Source organism: Leclercia sp. LTM14, from assembly GCF_023736175.1.
GTDB classification, from domain to species: Bacteria; Pseudomonadota; Gammaproteobacteria; order Enterobacterales; family Enterobacteriaceae; genus Enterobacter; species Enterobacter barmai.
This window is the reverse complement of record NZ_JAIKTT010000009.1, coordinates 37,375-54,843: the sequence shown is the minus strand read 5'-3', so window position 1 is coordinate 54,843 and position 17,469 is coordinate 37,375. Positions and strand designations below refer to the sequence as shown.

Sequence of the window (17,469 nt, the reverse complement as noted above, 5' to 3'; positions counted from 1 at the left end):
ATGTTACCTGTCATCTTCCATCAGACAAGTAGAATTCGCATATGAAAGGGGGGATTTCGGAAATAATAATGGCCCAGACAGATTCCTTACCTTTCGCTATTGTCTTTCGGGTGAACTACTCAATCACCACCGTCATCTCTTGCTTGGCATTTTGCATCGAAACAATAGTACGGAAGGACTTAATATTCCCCGAAGCGAAGAACAGCTCGCGCGTCAGCAGCTCATATTCCGCCATATCACGCACGTTAACTACCAGCAGAAAATCGAAATCTCCCGTGACGTAATAGACCTGCTGCACCTGCGGACAATTCACGAACCGCTGCTTATCTTCCTCCAGCAGGTCCAGGCGTTCGTTCTCAATCGTGACCTGAACCATGATGGTTATCGGGCGACCCACCTTACTGGCGTCAACCAGGCTGACGTTGCCCTTGATAATGCCAGCCTCCTCCAGCGCGGCGATCCGGCGATTGACCGCCGAGGCTGACAGGCTGACGCGATCGGCGATTTCCCGCTGCGAAAGGCGACTTGTCTGCTGCAAAAGCGTGAGGATTTTTTTATCCCAGGTATCCATTTTCATCGTGTCGACGGCCTTTAAACAGTGTGATCGGCCTCACTTATGCAACTTTGTTGCGTTACAGAGGCAAATAAGGGTGGAAGTTGCGTATTCATGGTCAATTTTGCGCCATTTTCGCATCCGGCCAAGTGTACCATCACAGTCATCAGGAAAGCGTTAACTCGCTTTCAAGAGTCAGCCCTCGCGAATTCACAGGATAAAGGTGCACGTATGACGGACAGGATTAATTATCAATTTAACGCCCGACGCAAAGGGTATGAGCAGGGGGGGAACCTCAGCCTGCTCAATAAGCAGGTCAGCGATGAAGTGCTGGCTTTCCATCAAAAATTCCCGGCATACCAGGTGACGCCGCTGCGCAGGTTAAACCATTTAAGCCAGCGTCTGGGGCTGGGGTCGTTACATATTAAGGATGAAGCCCGGCGATTCGGCCTCAATGCCTTTAAAGGTCTTGGTGGCTCGTATGCGATGGGGAAATATCTCGCCAGCCTGCTTGGTCGCGACATTAATACCCTGAGTTTCACCGACCTTAATTCTGCAGAAATTAAAGCGCGTATCAAAGATATTGTCTTTGTCACCGCTACCGATGGCAATCACGGACGCGGCGTCGCATGGGCTGCAGAGCAGCTCGGATTGCGGGCGGTGGTCTACATGCCGAAAGGCTCATCGCCGGTGCGGGCGCAGAATATTCGCCAGCACGGCGCCGAGTGCTCCATCACCGATCTCAACTACGACGATACCGTGCGGCTGGCCGACAAAATGGCCCGTGAGCAGGGCTGGGTGCTGCTGCAGGATACGGCCTGGCAGGGCTATGAGCAGATCCCCACCTGGATTATGCAGGGCTATATGACCCTTGCCGTTGAAATCTGGGAACAGCTGCGGCAAAGCGGGGCGCCGTTGCCGACACATCTCTTTTTACAGGCCGGGGTCGGGTCATTCGCGGGCAGCATCATGGGCTATTTTGTCGGGAAGATGCAGCACCAGGCGCCGACGATTGTCATTGTGGAACCGCATAAAGCGAACTGCCTGTACCGCTCGGCGGTCGTCAATGACGGCCAGCCGCACAGCGTAGGTGGCGACATGTCCACCCTGATGGCCGGGCTGGCCTGTGGCGAACCCAATATTACCAGCTGGCCGATGCTGCGCGACTACGCCACCTGTTTTATCTCCGCCGATGACCAGCTTGCCGCCAACGGCATGCGCCTGCTTGCCGCGCCGCGCCCCGGTACCGATGAGCCCTTTATCTCCGGTGAATCTGGCGCAATCGGCGCCGGGGTGCTTCATGCGCTGATGACGCAACCAGAGTACCGCGAACTCGCCGAATCACTACGCCTTAATGCCGAAGCTCACGTCCTGTTAATCAGCACCGAAGGGGACACCTCCCCGGATATCTATGAGGAGATCGTCTGGTTTGGCCGTAACGGTTAATTTCCCACGGTAATCACAAGAGGGCCATCTTACCTACCCTCCAGGCTCTCGGTATGGCACGCGTTCTGACAATAAAACATACGCGGTATCGCGTAATGCACAGAGAGAACATGACCAATGAATAGTGAAAATGCTGTTACAGAAAGAGGATGCTGCAATCCTGCAAAATGGCATAGCGAAGATACCGTCTGGGTACTTGGCCTGTTCGGGACGGCGATTGGCGCCGGGGTGCTGTTTTTGCCGATAAACGCCGGGATCGGCGGCTTCTGGCCGCTGCTAATCGTTTTTGTCCTGGCCTTTCCCATTACCTATCTGGCGCACCGCGGGCTGGCGCGCTTTATTTATTCGTCCAATACGCCAGAAAGCACCATTACCGATGCGATCGGTGAACATTTCGGCGCACTGGCGGGAAAAGTGTTCACCCTTATCTATTTGTTCGCCGTCTATACCATTCTGATTATGTACGCGGTGGCGATCACCAATACCGCCCAGAGCTTTATCACTCACCAACTCGGGATGGTGGAGCCGCCGCGGGCGCTGGTGGCTATCGTGCTGATCCTCGGGCTGATGTTTATCGTCCGCTTCGGGCAGCGGCTGATCATGAGGGTGATGAGCGCCCTGGTCTATCCCTTTATTCTCTCACTTGTTTTTATGGCGCTGTTTCTGATCCCACACTGGAACGTGGCGATTCTGCACACCCTGAATCCCGACGCGGCGGATAACGGACATGGCATGTTATTGACGCTGTGGATGACGTTTCCGGTGCTGGTGATGTCCTTTAACCACTATCCGATTATCTCCCCGATGGTGGTGCGTCAGAAGCAGCGCTATGGCCTGGCGCTCGCCGAGCGTAAATGCGAACAGATTCAGCGGTATGGCATCCTGCTGATGACCCTGGTGGTGCTCTTTTTCGTGCTCAGCTGCGTGTTAAGCCTGTCACCGCAGCAGTTGGCAGAGGCGAAGGCGCAGAATCTTTCTATTCTGTCGTATCTTGCCAACCAGTTCGATACGCCAGTTATCGCCTGGTTGTCGCCGATTATCGCCTTTGTTGCCATTACCAAGTCCTTCCTGGGCCACTATATCGGCGCCTATGAATCGTTGCGCGATCTGATCCTTGAAGCGGCCGCCGCGCGGGGGAAGACATTCGCCATCCGCTCGGTTGACGTGGCGATCCTGATTTTTATGGTCCTGACCTGCTGGTTCGCCGCCTACAAAAACCCCAGTATCCTCGGCATTATCGAATACATCAGCGGCCCCACCGGGGCGGTGATCCTGCTGCTGTTACCCATGTACGCCATCCATAAATTACCCGCGCTGGCACCATATCGCGGCAAAGCCAGCAACGTTTTTGTCACCCTGATTGGGCTGATTACCGTATCTGCCATTTTTTACGGCATGTTCCAGTAACCACGATCAATAGCGAGATCTTTATGCATCACTATCTACAGATTAACGGCCAGCGGCTTATCGGTTCTTTGTTCGCTCTCGGCGAGCTCGGCGCGCTGGAGGGCGGGGGAGTCTGTCGCCTCGCGGCCACCGCAGAGGACAAAGCGGGCAGGGATTTTGTTCTCGCCAGAATGAAGGCCCTGGGGCTGGATATCACTATTGATGCGATCGGCAACGTCACCGGCGTGTATGCCGGAGAAGAGGCTCTCCCCATGGTGATGATGGGTTCACATATCGATACCGTCGGCACCGGCGGCCTGTACGACGGCAACTACGGCGTCATGGCCGGGCTGGAAGTGATTGCCACGCTACAGGAGGCGGGGATCCGTCCCCGCCGTCCGCTGGCGGTTACCTTCTTTACCAATGAAGAGGGGGTGCGCTTCCAGCCCGACATGATGGGCAGCGTGGTGTTTGCCGGGGAGTATCCCCTGGAGACAGCGCTGGCAGCGAAAGACAGCAATGGCATTACCCTTGACGAGGCGCTGCGGGCGATTGGCTACAAAGGTGAACGCAGGCCTGGCGATATGCCGGTGGACAGCTACGTCGAACTGCATATTGAACAGGGACCGATCCTCGATAAAGAGGGAACCAATATCGGAGTCGTCACTGGTGTTCAGGGGATCTCCTGGCAGGAGCTGACCCTGACCGGTGTCTCCAATCATGCCGGTACCACGCCGATGTCGATGCGTCACGACGCCGGTCTGGCGGCGGCCAGAATCGCCGTCTTCGCCCGTGAACTGGCGCTGAGCCTCGGCGGCGATCAGGTCTCAACGGTGGGGCACATCAGCGTCAAACCCAATCTGATTAACGTCATCCCCAACCAGGTGGTGATGTCGGTGGATCTACGCAATACCGATAACGCAGTCTTAAAACTGGCAGAACAACGGCTGGCGGATTTTGTCGCCACAACTGCGCAGGAAGAAGGGGTAGCGATCACCAGCCGTTCGCTGGTGCGTTTTAATCCGGTCATTTTTGCCGATGAGATCGTCAACGCCGTAGAGGAAGAAGCGAAGCGTCAGAGCCTGAGCTTCCGGCGGCTGCCGAGTGGCGCAGGCCACGATGCGCAATTTATGGCCTCGGTGTGCCCGGCCGGGATGATCTTCGTCCCCTGCGTCGACGGCGTCAGCCATAACGTCAACGAACACAGCGATCCCAAAGACCTGGTTGCCGGAGCCAACGTGCTGCTGCAGGTGGTCTTACAGCGCGCTCAGCGTCCGGCTTAACTTTACGGGAGATTATGATGGATCAGGAACAGCTCAAACAGCAGCTTATCGCATGGCGTCACCACCTGCATGCCAACCCGGAAAGCGCCTTTGAAGAGGTGAAAACCGCGCAGTTTATTGCCGAAAAACTCGAGAGTATGGGGGTTGAGGTGCATCGTGACATCGGCAAAACCGGGCTGGTAGGGGTGCTGAAATGCGGGGAAGGTAAAGGTGTTATCGCGATCCGCGCCGATATCGACGCCATACAACTGACGGAACAGGGCGAGATGTCTTATCGCTCAGACACGCCAGAACGCATGCACGGCTGCGGGCATGACGGTCACACCTGCATTGCGCTGGGAGCGGCGCAGCTACTGTTACAGCGCCAGAACTTCAACGGCACCGTCTGCTTTGTCTTCCAGCCAGCCGAGGAGCCGGGTTACGGAGCGAAGGCGATGATGGCGGACGGGGTTATCGAACGCTTTGGTATTGAAGAGATGTATGGCTTGCACAATATGCCGGGCATGAAGGCCGGGACGATAGCCACCCGGGTTGGCGGCATTATGGCCAGCGAAGATAACTTTATCATTCGTATCACAGGCCAGGAGGCGCATGCCGCAAGACCGCATATGGCCAAAGATCCGCTGGTGATTGCGGCGGAGATTATTCTGGCGCTGCAAACCATCGTCTCACGCAACGTCGATCCAAACGTACCGGCGGTGATCTCCTGTACGGAGCTGCACACCGATGGCATCCGCAATGCCATTCCGACCCATGTCATCATCAAAGGCGATACCCGCAGCGACGCCCCGGCGGTGCAGGCCCTGCTTGAGGAGCGGATGCGCACCCTCAGCGAAGCGATTTGCGCCATGCACGGGGCACAGTGCGAGTTCACTTACACCCATGAGTTCGCGCCGACCGTCAACTGGCCACAGTGCGTGGAGGTGGCGGTGAATGCGGCGATAAACGTTGTAGGGGCGGAGAGGGTGGATGGCAATATCGCGCCGATGATGATCTCAGAAGATTTCGGCGCTTTTCTGCAGCAGGTTCCCGGCTGCTTTGTCTTTTTAGGCAATGGCGATGCGTCGGACCCTCAGGGCAATACGCCGCTGCACAATGCCCGCTATGACTTTAACGATGAGATTTTACTGACCGGAGCGGAGTATTTTGCGGAGGTCGTCAGAACCCGTCTGCCGCTGTAATCTGAGAGAAAAAATGGGCCCCTGCAGCGCTGCAGGGGCCCTTTTTACTGTGCGTTAGCTGGCGATTTTTACCTGCGGCAGGTCGAACGCTTTGCGCAGCGCCCGGACGAAGGCTTTGTCATGGCAGATGGTTTTGCCCGGGCTGTCGGAGAGCTTCGCCACCGGCTTGCCGTTACATTCCACCAGTTTAATAACGATATTCAGCGGTTTTACCTGGGGAATATCGCAGGTTAACCGGGTGCCAATCCCAAAACTCAGGTTCACCCGCGAGGAGAAATGACGGTACAGATCTACCGCTTTTGGCAGGTCGAGGTTATCGGAGAAGACCAGCACTTTGCTCATCGGATCGATACCCAGCTTTTGGTAGTGGGCGATCGCTTTCTCACCCCACTCCAGCGGATCCCCGGAGTCATGGCGCAGCCCCTGATAGACGGACGCGAACTCTGGCCCGAAATCGCGCAGGAAAGCGTCCATGGTAATGCAGTCGGTTAAGGCAATGCCGAGCTGGTCCGGGTATTCAGTTAGCCAGGCCGCCAGCGCCGCACGTTGGCTGGTCGCCAGCTCGGGGCTGATCTGCTGATGTGCCTGGAACCACTCGTGTGCCTGGGTGCCCATTGGGGTCAGATTCAGGCGGCGGGCGAGATCGTAATTGCTGGTGCCGACAAACCACGGCTCCTGCTGCAGACGCTCAACAATGGCCTGCTGCACCTCGCGGGAGAAACGGCGACGGGTACCGAAATCCATCAGACGGAAACGCGACATATCCAGCGAGTCGGTGAGTTCAGCGAACCCAACCAGCTTCTGCTCCAGTGTTGCCAGAGCCTGCTCAACGCTGGCCTCCGGCGAGCGATAGCGGTGCACCAGCTCACTGATCACGGCCAGCAGCGGCACTTCCCACATGATCACTTCCCGCCAGGGACCTTCAAGGCGAATATGCAGTTTGCCATTGTCGTTGCTGATGTTGACCTGTTTCGGGTCGTAGCGGAAATCGCGCAGCCACTGAAGGTAATCTTGTTTAAAGAAGGGCAGGCCGGAAAGCCACTGGAATTCATCATCCTGCAGACGAAGATGCTGCATTGCGTCGACTTGCTCACGAATGGCGTCAGCATAGATGCCCAGCAAATCGTCACCGCGGCAGCGGAATTCAGCCGCGACCTGTACGTCGTAGTATTGGTGGAAAACGGCTTGCTGCATATGCAGTTTGTACGCATCGGTATCCAGCAGCGTATGCAGAACAGGTGAAGCGAATTGAGTCATAGGTGCGCAGTAGCATCCTCTCACGGGAGCGTTTAGTACAATAAACGACTAATGAAACCGCTGGAGTATACCTTGTTTAGCGATTTATTGAACCCTGATCACACCATAAGCCTGATTCAGGGTCGAGTGCATTTCGTGCCGCATGTTATATAAATGTAGCAAATAGAGTGTTTGTGACTGAAAAGATGAACATTCTGCATAGCGCGATTTCCACAACAGGAATAGACTGACTCGTTATTCGACAAACGATGCAAAAGGTTTTCTATGACACAACAGCCTCAAGCCAAATACCGCCACGACTACCGTGCGCCGGATTACCTGATTAGCGATATCGATCTGACTTTTGACCTGGATGCCACAAAAACCGTTGTCACGGCGGTCAGCCAGGTAACGCGCCACAACGCCACGGCGGTGCCGCTGCGTCTTGATGGTGAAGACCTGACCTTAGTGTCGGTGCATGTGAACGACGCTCCATGGACCGACTATAAAGAAGAAGATAACCAGCTGGTGCTGGATAATCTGCCGGAGCGGTTTACCTTACGCATCGTTAACGAGATCAGTCCGGCGTCCAACACCGCGCTGGAAGGTCTGTACCAGTCGGGCGTAGCGCTATGTACCCAGTGCGAAGCCGAAGGTTTCCGTCACATTACCTGGTATCTCGACCGCCCTGACGTGTTGGCCCGCTTCACCACTAAAATCATCGCCGATAAAGCTACCTATCCGTTCCTGCTTTCCAACGGCAACCGGGTGGGTGAGGGCGAGCTGGAGAATGGCCGTCACTGGGTGCAGTGGCAGGATCCGTTCCCGAAACCCTGCTACCTGTTTGCGCTGGTGGCGGGTGATTTTGACGTTCTGCGCGACACCTTCACCACCCGTTCAGGCCGCGAAGTGGCGCTGGAACTGTTTGTCGACCGCGGCAACCTCGACCGTGCCCCATGGGCGATGACCTCGCTTATCAACTCCATGAAATGGGATGAAGAGCGTTTCGGTCTCGAGTACGACCTCGACATCTATATGATCGTCGCCGTCGACTTCTTTAATATGGGCGCGATGGAGAACAAAGGCCTCAACGTCTTTAACTCCAAATACGTGCTGGCGCGTACCGACACCGCCACCGATAAAGACTACCTCGATATCGAGCGTGTCATCGGCCACGAATATTTCCATAACTGGACCGGCAACCGCGTGACCTGCCGCGACTGGTTCCAGTTAAGCCTGAAAGAGGGCCTGACCGTCTTCCGCGATCAGGAGTTCAGCTCCGACCTCGGCTCGCGGGCGGTTAACCGCATCAACAACGTGCGCACCATGCGTGGCCTGCAGTTTGCTGAAGACGCCAGCCCGATGGCGCACCCGATCCGTCCGGACAAAGTGATCGAGATGAACAACTTCTACACCCTGACGGTGTATGAAAAGGGTTCTGAAATCATCCGCATGATCCACACCCTGCTGGGCGAAGTGAATTTCCAGAAAGGGATGCAGCTCTATTTCGAACGTCATGACGGCAGCGCCGCCACCTGCGACGATTTTGTCCAGGCGATGGAAGATGCGTCTAACGTCGATCTGTCCCATTTCCGCCGCTGGTACAGCCAGGCCGGTACGCCAGTTGTTACCGTCAAAGACGACTACAACCCGGAAACCGAGCAGTACACGCTGACCATCAGCCAGCGTACGCCGCCAACGGCCGAGCAGGAAGAGAAGCATCCGCTGCACATTCCGTTCGCCATTGAGCTGTATGACAGCGAAGGCAAGGTGATCCCGCTGAAGAAAGGCGGCCACGCGGTGCACAACGTGCTCAACGTGACGCAGGCCGAGCAGACGTTTGTCTTCGATAATGTCTACTTCCAGCCGGTACCTGCGCTGCTGTGCGAGTTCTCCGCGCCGGTCAAGCTTGAGTACAAGTGGAGCGATCAGCAGCTCACCTTCCTGATGCGTCACGCGCGCAATGACTTCTCCCGCTGGGATGCGGCCCAGAGCCTGCTGGCAACCTACATCAAGCTGAACGTGAACCGTCATCAGCAGGGGCAGCCGCTCTCATTGCCGGCCCATGTTGCTGATGCCTTCCGCGCGATCCTGCTGGATGAGAAAATTGATCCGGCGCTGGCGGCTGAAATCCTGACCCTGCCATCGGCGACTGAAATCGCCGAGCTGTTCGAGATTATCGACCCGATTGCGATTGTGGCCGTGCGTGAAGCCCTGACCCGTACTCTGGCCGCTGAGCTGGCGGATGAGTTCCTGGCGGTCTACAACTACCACAAACTGGATGCGTATCGCGTTGAGCATGCCGACATCGGCAAGCGTGCGCTGCGTAACACCTGCCTGCGCTATCTGGCGTTTGGGGAAACGGCGCTCGCCGACGAACTGGTGAGCAAGCAGTATCACACGGCCGACAACATGACCGACGCCCTGGCTGCGTTGGCCGCGAGCGTCGCCGCTGAACTGCCTTGCCGCGATGCCCTGATGCAGGAGTACGACGACAAGTGGCATCAGGACGGTCTGGTGATGGACAAGTGGTTTATTCTGCAGTCCACCAGCCCGGCGGCCGATGTGGTGAACAAGGTGCGCAGCCTGCTCAACCACCGTTCATTCACAATGAGCAACCCGAACCGCGTCCGTTCCCTGATTGGCGCGTTTGCCAGCAGCAACCCGGCCGCCTTCCATGCGGAAGATGGCAGCGGCTACCAGTTTATGGTGGAGATGCTGACCGAGCTTAACAGCCGTAACCCGCAGGTGGCGTCACGTCTGATTGAGCCGCTGATCCGTCTGAAACGCTATGACGCCAGACGTCAGGCGAAGATGCGTGCCGCGCTGGAGCAGCTGAAAGGGCTGGAGAACCTGTCCGGAGATCTGTACGAGAAGATCAGTAAGGCGTTAGCTTAAAAGAAATGCCCGGTGGCGCTACGCTTACCGGGCAGTGATCCTGTAGGCCCGGTAAGCGTAGCGCCACCGGGCATCAGGCCGCACAGCAGTGCCGGGTGGCGGCTTTGCCTTACCCGGCCTACAAAAAATAACCGTAGGGAGTTACCCGGCTTTTTTTATCCGTGCTTTCTGGCGGGTACCTCGCTGGTGCCACGCTTCATCACCCGATCCAGCACCTCTGCTTCGAGCTCCGCCAGTCGCGCGGATCCCACCCGGCGAGGGCGAGGCAGATCCACCGTCAGATCCAGGCCAATCTTGCCGTCTTCAATCAGCAACACCCGGTCAGCCATGGCGACGGCTTCGCTCACGTCATGGGTCACCAGCAGTACCGTAAAGCCATGCTCCTGCCATAACGAGACGATCAGATCCTGCATCTCAATTCGCGTCAGCGCATCCAGCGCCCCCAGCGGCTCATCCAGCAGCAACAGTCCCGGGCGATGGATCAACGCTCTGGCCAGCGCCACGCGCTGCTTCTGTCCGCCGGACAGGGCGGCAGGCCACTCATCGGCGCGATTCTCCAGCCCGACGGCGGCCAGCGCCTGGCGGGCGGATGCTTTCCAGTTGCCTTTCAGCCCCAGCCCGACGTTATCTATCACCGTTTTCCACGGCAGCAGTCGCGCGTCCTGGAACATCATCCGGGTATCATCCTGGATGTCAGCCAGCGGAGTATTCCCGGCCAGCAGTTCGCCGCCGTTCGGTGCCTCCAGCCCGGCCAGCAGGCGCAGCAGGGTGCTTTTTCCTCCACCGCTGCGGCCCACCACCGCCAGAAACTGTCCGGCGGGAATATGCAGTTCCAGTTCGTTCAGAATGGTGTTATTGCCGTAGCGTTTGGTCACGCCATTTAACAGCAGCGGCGTACCCTGATTTAAGCGAGCCGTGTTCATGCGTGTGCCTCCTTTTTAACGTAGGCGGGATTCCAGCGCAGCCAGCTTCGTTCAAGCCACTGGGCGCTGACATCTGCAAGTTTACCGAGCAGGGCATAGAGAATAATGGCCACCACAACGACGTCGGTTTGCAGGAATTCGCGTGCGTTCATCGCCAGATAGCCGATGCCGGAGTTGGCGGAGATAGTTTCCGCCACGATCAGCGTCAGCCACATCAGACCCAGGGCAAAGCGCACGCCCACCATAATCGAGGGCAGGGCACCCGGCAGGATGACGTGGATGAACAGGGCGAAGCCGGACAAGCCGTAGCTGCGCGCCATCTCCACCAGCCCGCGATCGATATTACGGATCCCGTGCCAGGTATTGATATAGATCGGGAATAGGGTGCCGAGGGCGACGAGGAAGATCTTCGCCGTCTCATCGATGCCAAACCACAGGATCACCAGCGGGATCAGCGCCAGATGCGGCACGTTACGCAGCATCTGAATTGAGGTGTCCAGCAGACGCTCGCCCCAGCGGGAGAGGCCGCTGACCAGGCCGAGCGTCAGGCCAATCGTCCCGCCGATGGAAAAGCCAATCACCGCACGCCAGGAACTGATCGCCAGATGCTGCCACAGCTCTCCGCTTGAACTCAGCGACCAGAAGGCCTCCACAACGCCTTCGGGTGAGGGCAGTATGCGGCTTGAGAGCCAGCCCACGGAGGAGGCCAGCTGCCAGATAAGCACAATACCGACAGGGAGCAGCCAGGGCGCAATGCGCAGCAGCCATTTTTGGGAAGGATTAGCCATAGTGACTCCTTAGCTCTGGGCGACTTTACGCGGGATAAATTCGTTAGCGACCGCTTCGCCCTGCTGCAACAGCCGCTGCGGCTGCGGGATTTCCGGAATGGCAACATCCAGATGCGGGAACAGCAGTTCCCCCACCTTCCAGGCCTCTTCCAGATGCGGATAACCGGAAAGAATAAAGCTGTCGATACCGAGGTCTGCATATTCATTAATACGCGCCGCCACCGTCGGGCCATCGCCCACCAGCGCGGTCCCCGCGCCGCCGCGCACCAGCCCCACGCCCGCCCACAGGTTCGGGCTGATCTCCAGGTTTTCTCGCTTGCCGTTGTGCAGGGAGGCCATCCGGTGCTGCCCGACAGAATCGGTGCGGGCAAAGGCGGCCTGCGCTTTGGCAATGGTCGCATCGTCCAGATGGGAGATCAGACGGTCGGCGGCCTGCCACGCCTCTTCGTTGGTTTCGCGGACAATCACGTGCAGGCGGATCCCGAACCGGACCTTACGACCGTGGGCCGCGGCTTTGGCGCGCACCTGCTCAATCTTCTCTTTTACCAGCGCCGGCGGCTCGCCCCAGGTGAGGTAGAGATCCACCTGTTCGGCAGCCAGGTCCTGGGCAACGTCGGACGAACCACCAAAATAGAGCGGTGGACGGGGTTGCTGAACCGGCGGGAAGAAGAGTTGGGCATCACGGACATGAATATGCTTGCCCTCGAAGGTCACGTTCTCCCCCTCCAGCAGACGACGCCAGACGTGGGTGAACTCAGAAGAGGCTTCATACCGCTCGGTGTGATCCAGGAAGACGCCGTCGCCCGCCAGCTCCTGCGGATCGCTGCCGGTGACCAGGTTAAACAGAGCGCGTCCGTTTGACAGACGATCCAGCGTCGCGGCCTGACGTGCGGCCACCGTCGGGGAGGTCACGCTTGGACGCAGGGCCACAAGAAACTTCAGGCGCTGGGTCACCGGGATCATCGACGCCGCCACCAGCCACGCATCCTCGCAGGAGCGCCCGGTGGGGATCAGCACCCCGGTAAAGCCAATCCGATCTGCGGCCTGGGCGATCTGCTGAAGATAAGCATGATCCACCGGGCGGGCGCCCTCTTCGGTGCCAAGATAGTGACCATCACCGTGGGTAGGTAAAAACCAGAACAGATTCAGACTCATGACTTATCTCCTTTAGAGGAAGTGGGGTGCCAGATGCGGTCGCGAATATCGATTTTTTTCGGTACCAGGCGGTTCTCGTAAAACAGGTCGGCGGTTTGCTGCTGTAACACGGCGGTTTTGGCATCCACCGGTTTGATGACGGTTGGCGGGCGATGGTCAAGGTAGGAGGCAATGACCGGCTCCGGAAGACCCATCGTTTTTGCCAGCAGTGCGATACTGGCCTGACGCTGACTCTGGGTAAGGGCGTCTGCCTCGCTGAAGGTATTCAGTACGCCCTGAACAAATGCGCCGTTTTTCTCCGCATAAGGACGCGCGGCAAGGTAGAAGGAGCCGGTCTGTTTCAGGGTTTCACCGTCCTTCAGCACCTTCACGCCACCCTGCAGCAGGGCGGCAGAGTAGTAGGGATCCCAGATAGCCCAGGCGTCGACATTATTTTGCTGGAAGGCGGCGCGGGCATCCGCCGGGGAAAGATAAACCGGCTGAATATCTTTAAAGGTCAGTCCCGCCTGCTGCAGGGCACGCAATAAAAGATTGTGCGAGCTGGAACCCTTCTGGAAAGCCACCTTGTGGCCTTTAAGATCCGCCACGGTTTTAATCGGGCTGTTTTCAGGCACCAGGATCACTTCGGCTTTGGGCTTTGGCGGCTCAACGCCAACGTAGACCAGATCCGCCCCGGCGGCCTGAGCGAAGATCGGCGGGATGTCACCGGTACTGCCCAGATCGATACTGCCCACGTTCAGCGCCTCGAGCATCTGCGGGCCTGCCGGGAACTCCACCCAGGAGAATTTGGTGTCCGGGTAGCGTTTTTCCAGCAGTTGATGGCTTTTCGCCAGCACCATGCTGACGCTGCCTTTCTGGTAACCAATACGCAGGCTTTCAGGGGCGGGCTCTGCGGCGTGCGCCAGGCCGGAGAGGGCCACCAGGCCTGCCAGGCTAAGGCGGGCAAGAGATTTAAACATGGGCGACTCCTTTCTGAAGGCCAAAGGCAGGAACCTCGACGTCGCGGCGATGCAGCGCCTGCCAGAAGGTCTCCAGCGCGCTGTCGAGGCGGGTTTGCAGGTTCGGGGTAAAGTGCGGCTTGTGCTGGTAGTCGATGACCTGAGAATCGTCGGCAAACACGCCGTGGAGGATCTCCTGGGCTTTCAGGGCGTTGAGCACCGGTCTCAGGGCGTAATCCACCGCCAGCAGGTGGGCCACAGTGCCGCCCGTCGCCAGCGGCAGCACGATTTTGCTCTCCAGCGCGCGCTCCGGAAGCAGGTCCAGCAGGGTTTTCAGCGCACCGGAAAACGAGGCTTTATAGACCGGGGTGGCGACAATCAGCCCATCGGCATCCTTCAGTTGTTCATTGAGGGTTTTCAGCGCCGGGCTGTCGAAGCGGGCATAGAGCAGATCTTCCGGGGCGAAGTTGTGCAGATTCCAGTGAAACACCTCCACATCCAGAGAAGTAAGCTGCTCCCGGGCATACTCCAGCAGCGCGCTGGAGCGGGAAGGGAATCGCGGACTGCCGGCCAACGTAATGACGCGCATACATGCTCCTTATAACCAATTGTTTGCTTTTATCTAACATTGATAACATTTGTTGGCAGTGTGGCACCGCTGGCTTATTCCACTAAATGATTTATCCGCAAGTGAAATGCCAGAAAATGAATAAAGGAGGGATGAAAAGTAAACGATTGCGCGGCATGCGGCTTTTTTTGCCTCAGGTCAATTCCCTTTCCCGCTGCGATCGCAGATAATACGCCCCCGGTTTGCACACCGGGAATCCAGGAGAGTTCATGTACTACCCCTTCGTTCGTAAAGCCCTTTTCCAGCTCGATCCTGAGCGCGCTCATGAATTTACATTCCAGCAATTACGCCGTATTACGGGAACCCCGCTCGAAGCGCTGGTGCGCCAGAAAGTGATGGAGAAGCCGGTCACCTGCATGGGGTTAACTTTTAAAAACCCTCTGGGTCTGGCGGCAGGTCTGGATAAAAATGGCGAATGTATTGATGCGCTGGGTGCGATGGGCTTCGGCTCCATTGAAATTGGCACCGTCACGCCGCGTCCGCAGCCGGGTAACGACAAGCCGCGCCTGTTCCGCCTGGTCGAGGCCGAAGGGCTGATCAACCGCATGGGGTTCAATAATCTCGGCGTCGATCACCTGGTCGAGAATGTGAAGAAAGCCCATTTCGACGGCGTATTAGGCATTAATATCGGCAAAAATAAAGACACGCCGGTAGAGCAGGGCAAAGATGACTATCTGATCTGTATGGAGAAAGTCTATGCTTACGCCGGGTATATTGCGGTGAATATCTCCTCGCCTAACACCCCGGGTCTGCGCACCCTGCAATACGGTGAAGCGCTGGATGACTTATTGGTCGGCATCAAAAATAAGCAAAATGAACTGCAGGCGACGCACCATAAATATGTCCCGGTGGCCGTTAAAATTGCCCCGGATCTGACAGAAGAAGAGCTGATTCAGGTAGCCGACAGTTTAGTTCGCCATAATATTGATGGCGTTATTGCCACCAATACTACGCTCGATCGTTCCCTGGTTCAGGGGATGAAACATTGCGACGAAATGGGTGGGTTGAGCGGACGTCCGGTACAGTTAAAAAGCACCGAAATTATCCGTCGCCTGTCGCAGGAGTTAATGGGTCGCCTGCCGATTATTGGCGTGGGCGGGATTGATTCGGTGATGGCTGCCCGGGAAAAAATGGCCGCTGGCGCTTCGCTTGTTCAGATATATTCAGGCTTTATTTTTAAAGGCCCGCCGCTGATTAAAGAAATCGTTAATCATATCTAATCTTTTATCGCTATTGACAACCAGGGCTTTATTTCCAGCTCTGGTTGTTTTATATTCCCGGACTGTTGCTTTATTAGACATTGTAGTCTTTTATTATTGAAGTTAAAAAAGCGAAGCGGCAATAAGGACTTTCTTACTACAGGACGTTTCGGGAACGGGAGAGACAGATGCGAATTAAACCTGACGATAACTGGCGATGGTATTTCTGCGAAGAGCACGATCGTATGATGCTCGATCTGGCTAATGGTATGCTGTTCCGCTCGCGTTTTGCCCGCCGGATGTTAACCCCGGATGCCTTTGCCGATACCGGTTTTTGCGTCGACGATGCCGCGCTCTATTTCTCCTTTGAAGAGAAATGTCGGGATCTGGACCTCTCTAAAGAACAACGCGCCGAACTGGTGCTCAATGCGCTGGTGGCAATCCGCTTCCTTAAACCTCAGATGCCAAAAAGCTGGCACTTTCTTGCCCACGGTGGGCGCTGGACGCCGGTCACCGGTGATGCCGCGTGCGTCAGCCTGAGCGAGAATGCCGAGCAGGTGAATTTGCTGGTAGTCGAGCCAGGCGACAACGCCGCGCTCTGTTTACTGGCGCAGCCGGCGGTAACTATCGCCGGGCGCACCATGCAGCTGGGGGACCCGATTAAAGTGATGAACGACAGGCTGAAACCGCAACCGGTCAGCTTCAGCCTCGAGCAGGCCGTTTAGGCTTCGAGCTGTAACGACGTTTTAGGTACGCAGCTGCAGCACAGAATGGTGCCGTCGCTGCCAATGGCCGATTTCTTCAGTGCACTCACTTCACCTTCTACCAGCGTGATGCGACAGCATCCGCAGATCCCCGCACGACAGGAATAGGGCACGCGAATACCGGCCTGTTCAAGCTGCTCCAGTAACACCTGCTGATTGTTGCCCCGAATGGTCTGCCCTTGCCACTGGATAGTCACCGCCGTTGCGGGCTGGGTTTCCACTTCAGTGGGCTCTTCCTCGGCGCCAGCCCCGTAGATACGGCCCGGCCCGGTCGAGAGGATCTCCACCTCATCGCCCACGCGGATCACCCCGCTGGAGCGTGGGATCAGGTTCTGCCCAAAATCGACATCGCCGTTATCCTGCGCGGTGCGGAAGGATTGCAGGGTCTTCAGCGGCTCGCCGGCCGGGTGCTTCTGCCCCTTTTCCGGACTGACGGTGGTAAAGATGCAGCGGCTGCACGGTTTTACCACGTCGAAAATCACGTCGCCGATGCGGATCGTTTTCCAGGTGTCTTCTTCCCACGCGGCCGCGCCGGTCACCACCAGGTTAGGGCGGAACTGCTCCATCTGCACGCTGGCCGGGCAGCGCTGTTGCAGATCGCGCAGCGAGGCCTCGTTGGTCAGCAGGAAGGGGAACCCGTCGGCAAACGACAGCGGCACTGCGGCAAACTTATCTACGCGGCGCGTCAGCTCAGGCCCCACCCAACGGAGCTGGACCGGGCGCGAAAAGAACTCGCTCAGCCAGCGGTTAATCTCGTCCGGGGCAATGCGGGCGGTAAAGTGGTTGCCCCAGACTTCGGTGGGGGCGTCTGCTGGCGCAAAGTCGCTGAAGCGGACGATACTACTGGAACCATCCGGCGCGGTGAGATGCAGACCGTCATGCACCGGCACCGGCGTGAAGCGAACCATTTGCGGGAACTGGCGTGCGGTAATGAACGTGCCGTCCGGTTCGGTGACCATAAAAATGCGGTCAAAGGCAAAGCCGCTCATGTCTGCGAGGGCATGAGTGAGCCCAATACCGCGCATGGATTTAACCGGATGAATGAAAAGCCTGGATAACGTCGCCACGGCACCGCCCCCTAAAATGAAAAT

At 57.3% G+C, this 17,469-nt stretch carries 15 protein-coding genes; 7 read left to right on the top strand and 8 right to left on the bottom strand.

Features of this window, described 5'->3' with window-relative positions:
• Window positions 1–115 precede the first annotated feature (115 nt).
• Complete coding sequence (locus K5I40_RS17245) at window positions 116–577, bottom strand: Lrp/AsnC family transcriptional regulator (protein ID WP_138369435.1); 462 nt, start codon at window positions 575–577, stop codon at window positions 116–118.
• A 207-nt stretch (window positions 578–784) separates the two neighbouring features.
• Here K5I40_RS17245 and dpaL point away from each other — a divergent pair, with 207 nt between their 5' ends.
• The 4 genes from dpaL (at window position 785) to K5I40_RS17225 (ending at window position 5,849) form a co-directional block, all read left to right on the top strand.
• Window positions 785–1,999, top strand: coding sequence for a diaminopropionate ammonia-lyase (gene dpaL / locus K5I40_RS17240; protein WP_223075085.1), 1,215 nt, complete (start codon window positions 785–787; stop codon window positions 1,997–1,999).
• A 117-nt stretch (window positions 2,000–2,116) separates the two neighbouring features.
• The gene (locus tag K5I40_RS17235) at window positions 2,117–3,406 is read left to right on the top strand and encodes an amino acid permease (RefSeq protein WP_223075086.1); all 1,290 of its coding nucleotides are present in this window, start codon (window positions 2,117–2,119) and stop codon (window positions 3,404–3,406) included.
• Window positions 3,407–3,429: 23 nt separating this feature from the next.
• Window positions 3,430–4,668 carry a Zn-dependent hydrolase gene (locus K5I40_RS17230; protein WP_138369432.1) on the top strand — a complete coding sequence of 413 codons (1,239 nt, stop codon included), beginning with the start codon at window positions 3,430–3,432 and terminating at the stop codon, window positions 4,666–4,668.
• A 17-nt stretch (window positions 4,669–4,685) separates the two neighbouring features.
• Window positions 4,686–5,849 carry a M20 aminoacylase family protein gene (locus K5I40_RS17225; RefSeq protein WP_223075087.1) on the top strand — a complete coding sequence of 388 codons (1,164 nt, stop codon included), beginning with the start codon at window positions 4,686–4,688 and terminating at the stop codon, window positions 5,847–5,849.
• A 54-nt stretch (window positions 5,850–5,903) separates the two neighbouring features.
• Here the strand turns inward: K5I40_RS17225 and pncB are convergent, their stop codons facing one another.
• Window positions 5,904–7,106: a nicotinate phosphoribosyltransferase gene (gene pncB / locus K5I40_RS17220; RefSeq protein ID WP_223075088.1), complete on the bottom strand. Its 1,203-nt coding sequence runs from the start codon at window positions 7,104–7,106 to the stop codon at window positions 5,904–5,906.
• A 264-nt stretch (window positions 7,107–7,370) separates the two neighbouring features.
• Here pncB and pepN point away from each other — a divergent pair, with 264 nt between their 5' ends.
• Window positions 7,371–9,983 (top strand): aminopeptidase N, encoded by a 2,613-nt coding sequence (pepN, locus tag K5I40_RS17215; RefSeq protein ID WP_223075089.1) that lies wholly within the window; start codon window positions 7,371–7,373, stop codon window positions 9,981–9,983.
• A gap of 155 nt (window positions 9,984–10,138) precedes the next feature.
• On the opposite strand, the gene ssuB is transcribed toward pepN, so the two are convergent.
• Genes ssuB through ssuE form a run of 5 tightly spaced genes read right to left on the bottom strand, consistent with a single transcriptional unit; the run spans window position 10,139 to window position 14,376 of the window.
• Window positions 10,139–10,906, bottom strand: coding sequence for an aliphatic sulfonates ABC transporter ATP-binding protein (gene ssuB / locus K5I40_RS17210; RefSeq protein ID WP_223075090.1), 768 nt, complete (start codon window positions 10,904–10,906; stop codon window positions 10,139–10,141).
• Window positions 10,903–11,694, bottom strand: coding sequence for an aliphatic sulfonate ABC transporter permease SsuC (ssuC, locus tag K5I40_RS17205; protein WP_039029457.1), 792 nt, complete (start codon window positions 11,692–11,694; stop codon window positions 10,903–10,905). The genes ssuB and ssuC overlap by 4 nt, the downstream gene beginning before the upstream one ends.
• A 9-nt stretch (window positions 11,695–11,703) precedes the next feature.
• Complete coding sequence (gene ssuD, locus K5I40_RS17200) at window positions 11,704–12,849, bottom strand: FMNH2-dependent alkanesulfonate monooxygenase (RefSeq protein WP_139564699.1); 1,146 nt, start codon at window positions 12,847–12,849, stop codon at window positions 11,704–11,706.
• Window positions 12,846–13,808 (bottom strand): sulfonate ABC transporter substrate-binding protein, encoded by a 963-nt coding sequence (locus K5I40_RS17195; protein WP_139564700.1) that lies wholly within the window; start codon window positions 13,806–13,808, stop codon window positions 12,846–12,848. Before K5I40_RS17195 ends, ssuD begins: the two co-directional genes overlap by 4 nt.
• Entirely contained in the window at window positions 13,801–14,376 is a 576-nt protein-coding gene (ssuE, locus tag K5I40_RS17190) for an NADPH-dependent FMN reductase (RefSeq protein WP_223075091.1), read from the bottom strand. Before ssuE ends, K5I40_RS17195 begins: the two co-directional genes overlap by 8 nt.
• Window positions 14,377–14,624: 248 nt before the next feature.
• Between ssuE and pyrD the strand changes: the two genes are divergently transcribed.
• The gene (gene pyrD, locus K5I40_RS17185; RefSeq protein WP_223075092.1) at window positions 14,625–15,635 is read left to right on the top strand and encodes a quinone-dependent dihydroorotate dehydrogenase; all 1,011 of its coding nucleotides are present in this window, start codon (window positions 14,625–14,627) and stop codon (window positions 15,633–15,635) included.
• A 167-nt stretch (window positions 15,636–15,802) separates the two neighbouring features.
• On the top strand, window positions 15,803–16,339 hold the full coding sequence (gene zapC, locus K5I40_RS17180) for a cell division protein ZapC (protein WP_039029452.1): 537 nt from the start codon (window positions 15,803–15,805) through the stop codon (window positions 16,337–16,339).
• On the opposite strand, the gene K5I40_RS17175 is transcribed toward zapC, so the two are convergent.
• Window positions 16,336–17,445, bottom strand: a complete 1,110-nt coding sequence (locus K5I40_RS17175; RefSeq protein WP_223075093.1) for a YcbX family protein — start codon at window positions 17,443–17,445, stop codon at window positions 16,336–16,338. The genes zapC and K5I40_RS17175 overlap by 4 nt on opposite strands.
• Between the last annotated feature and the right edge of the window lie 24 nt (window positions 17,446–17,469).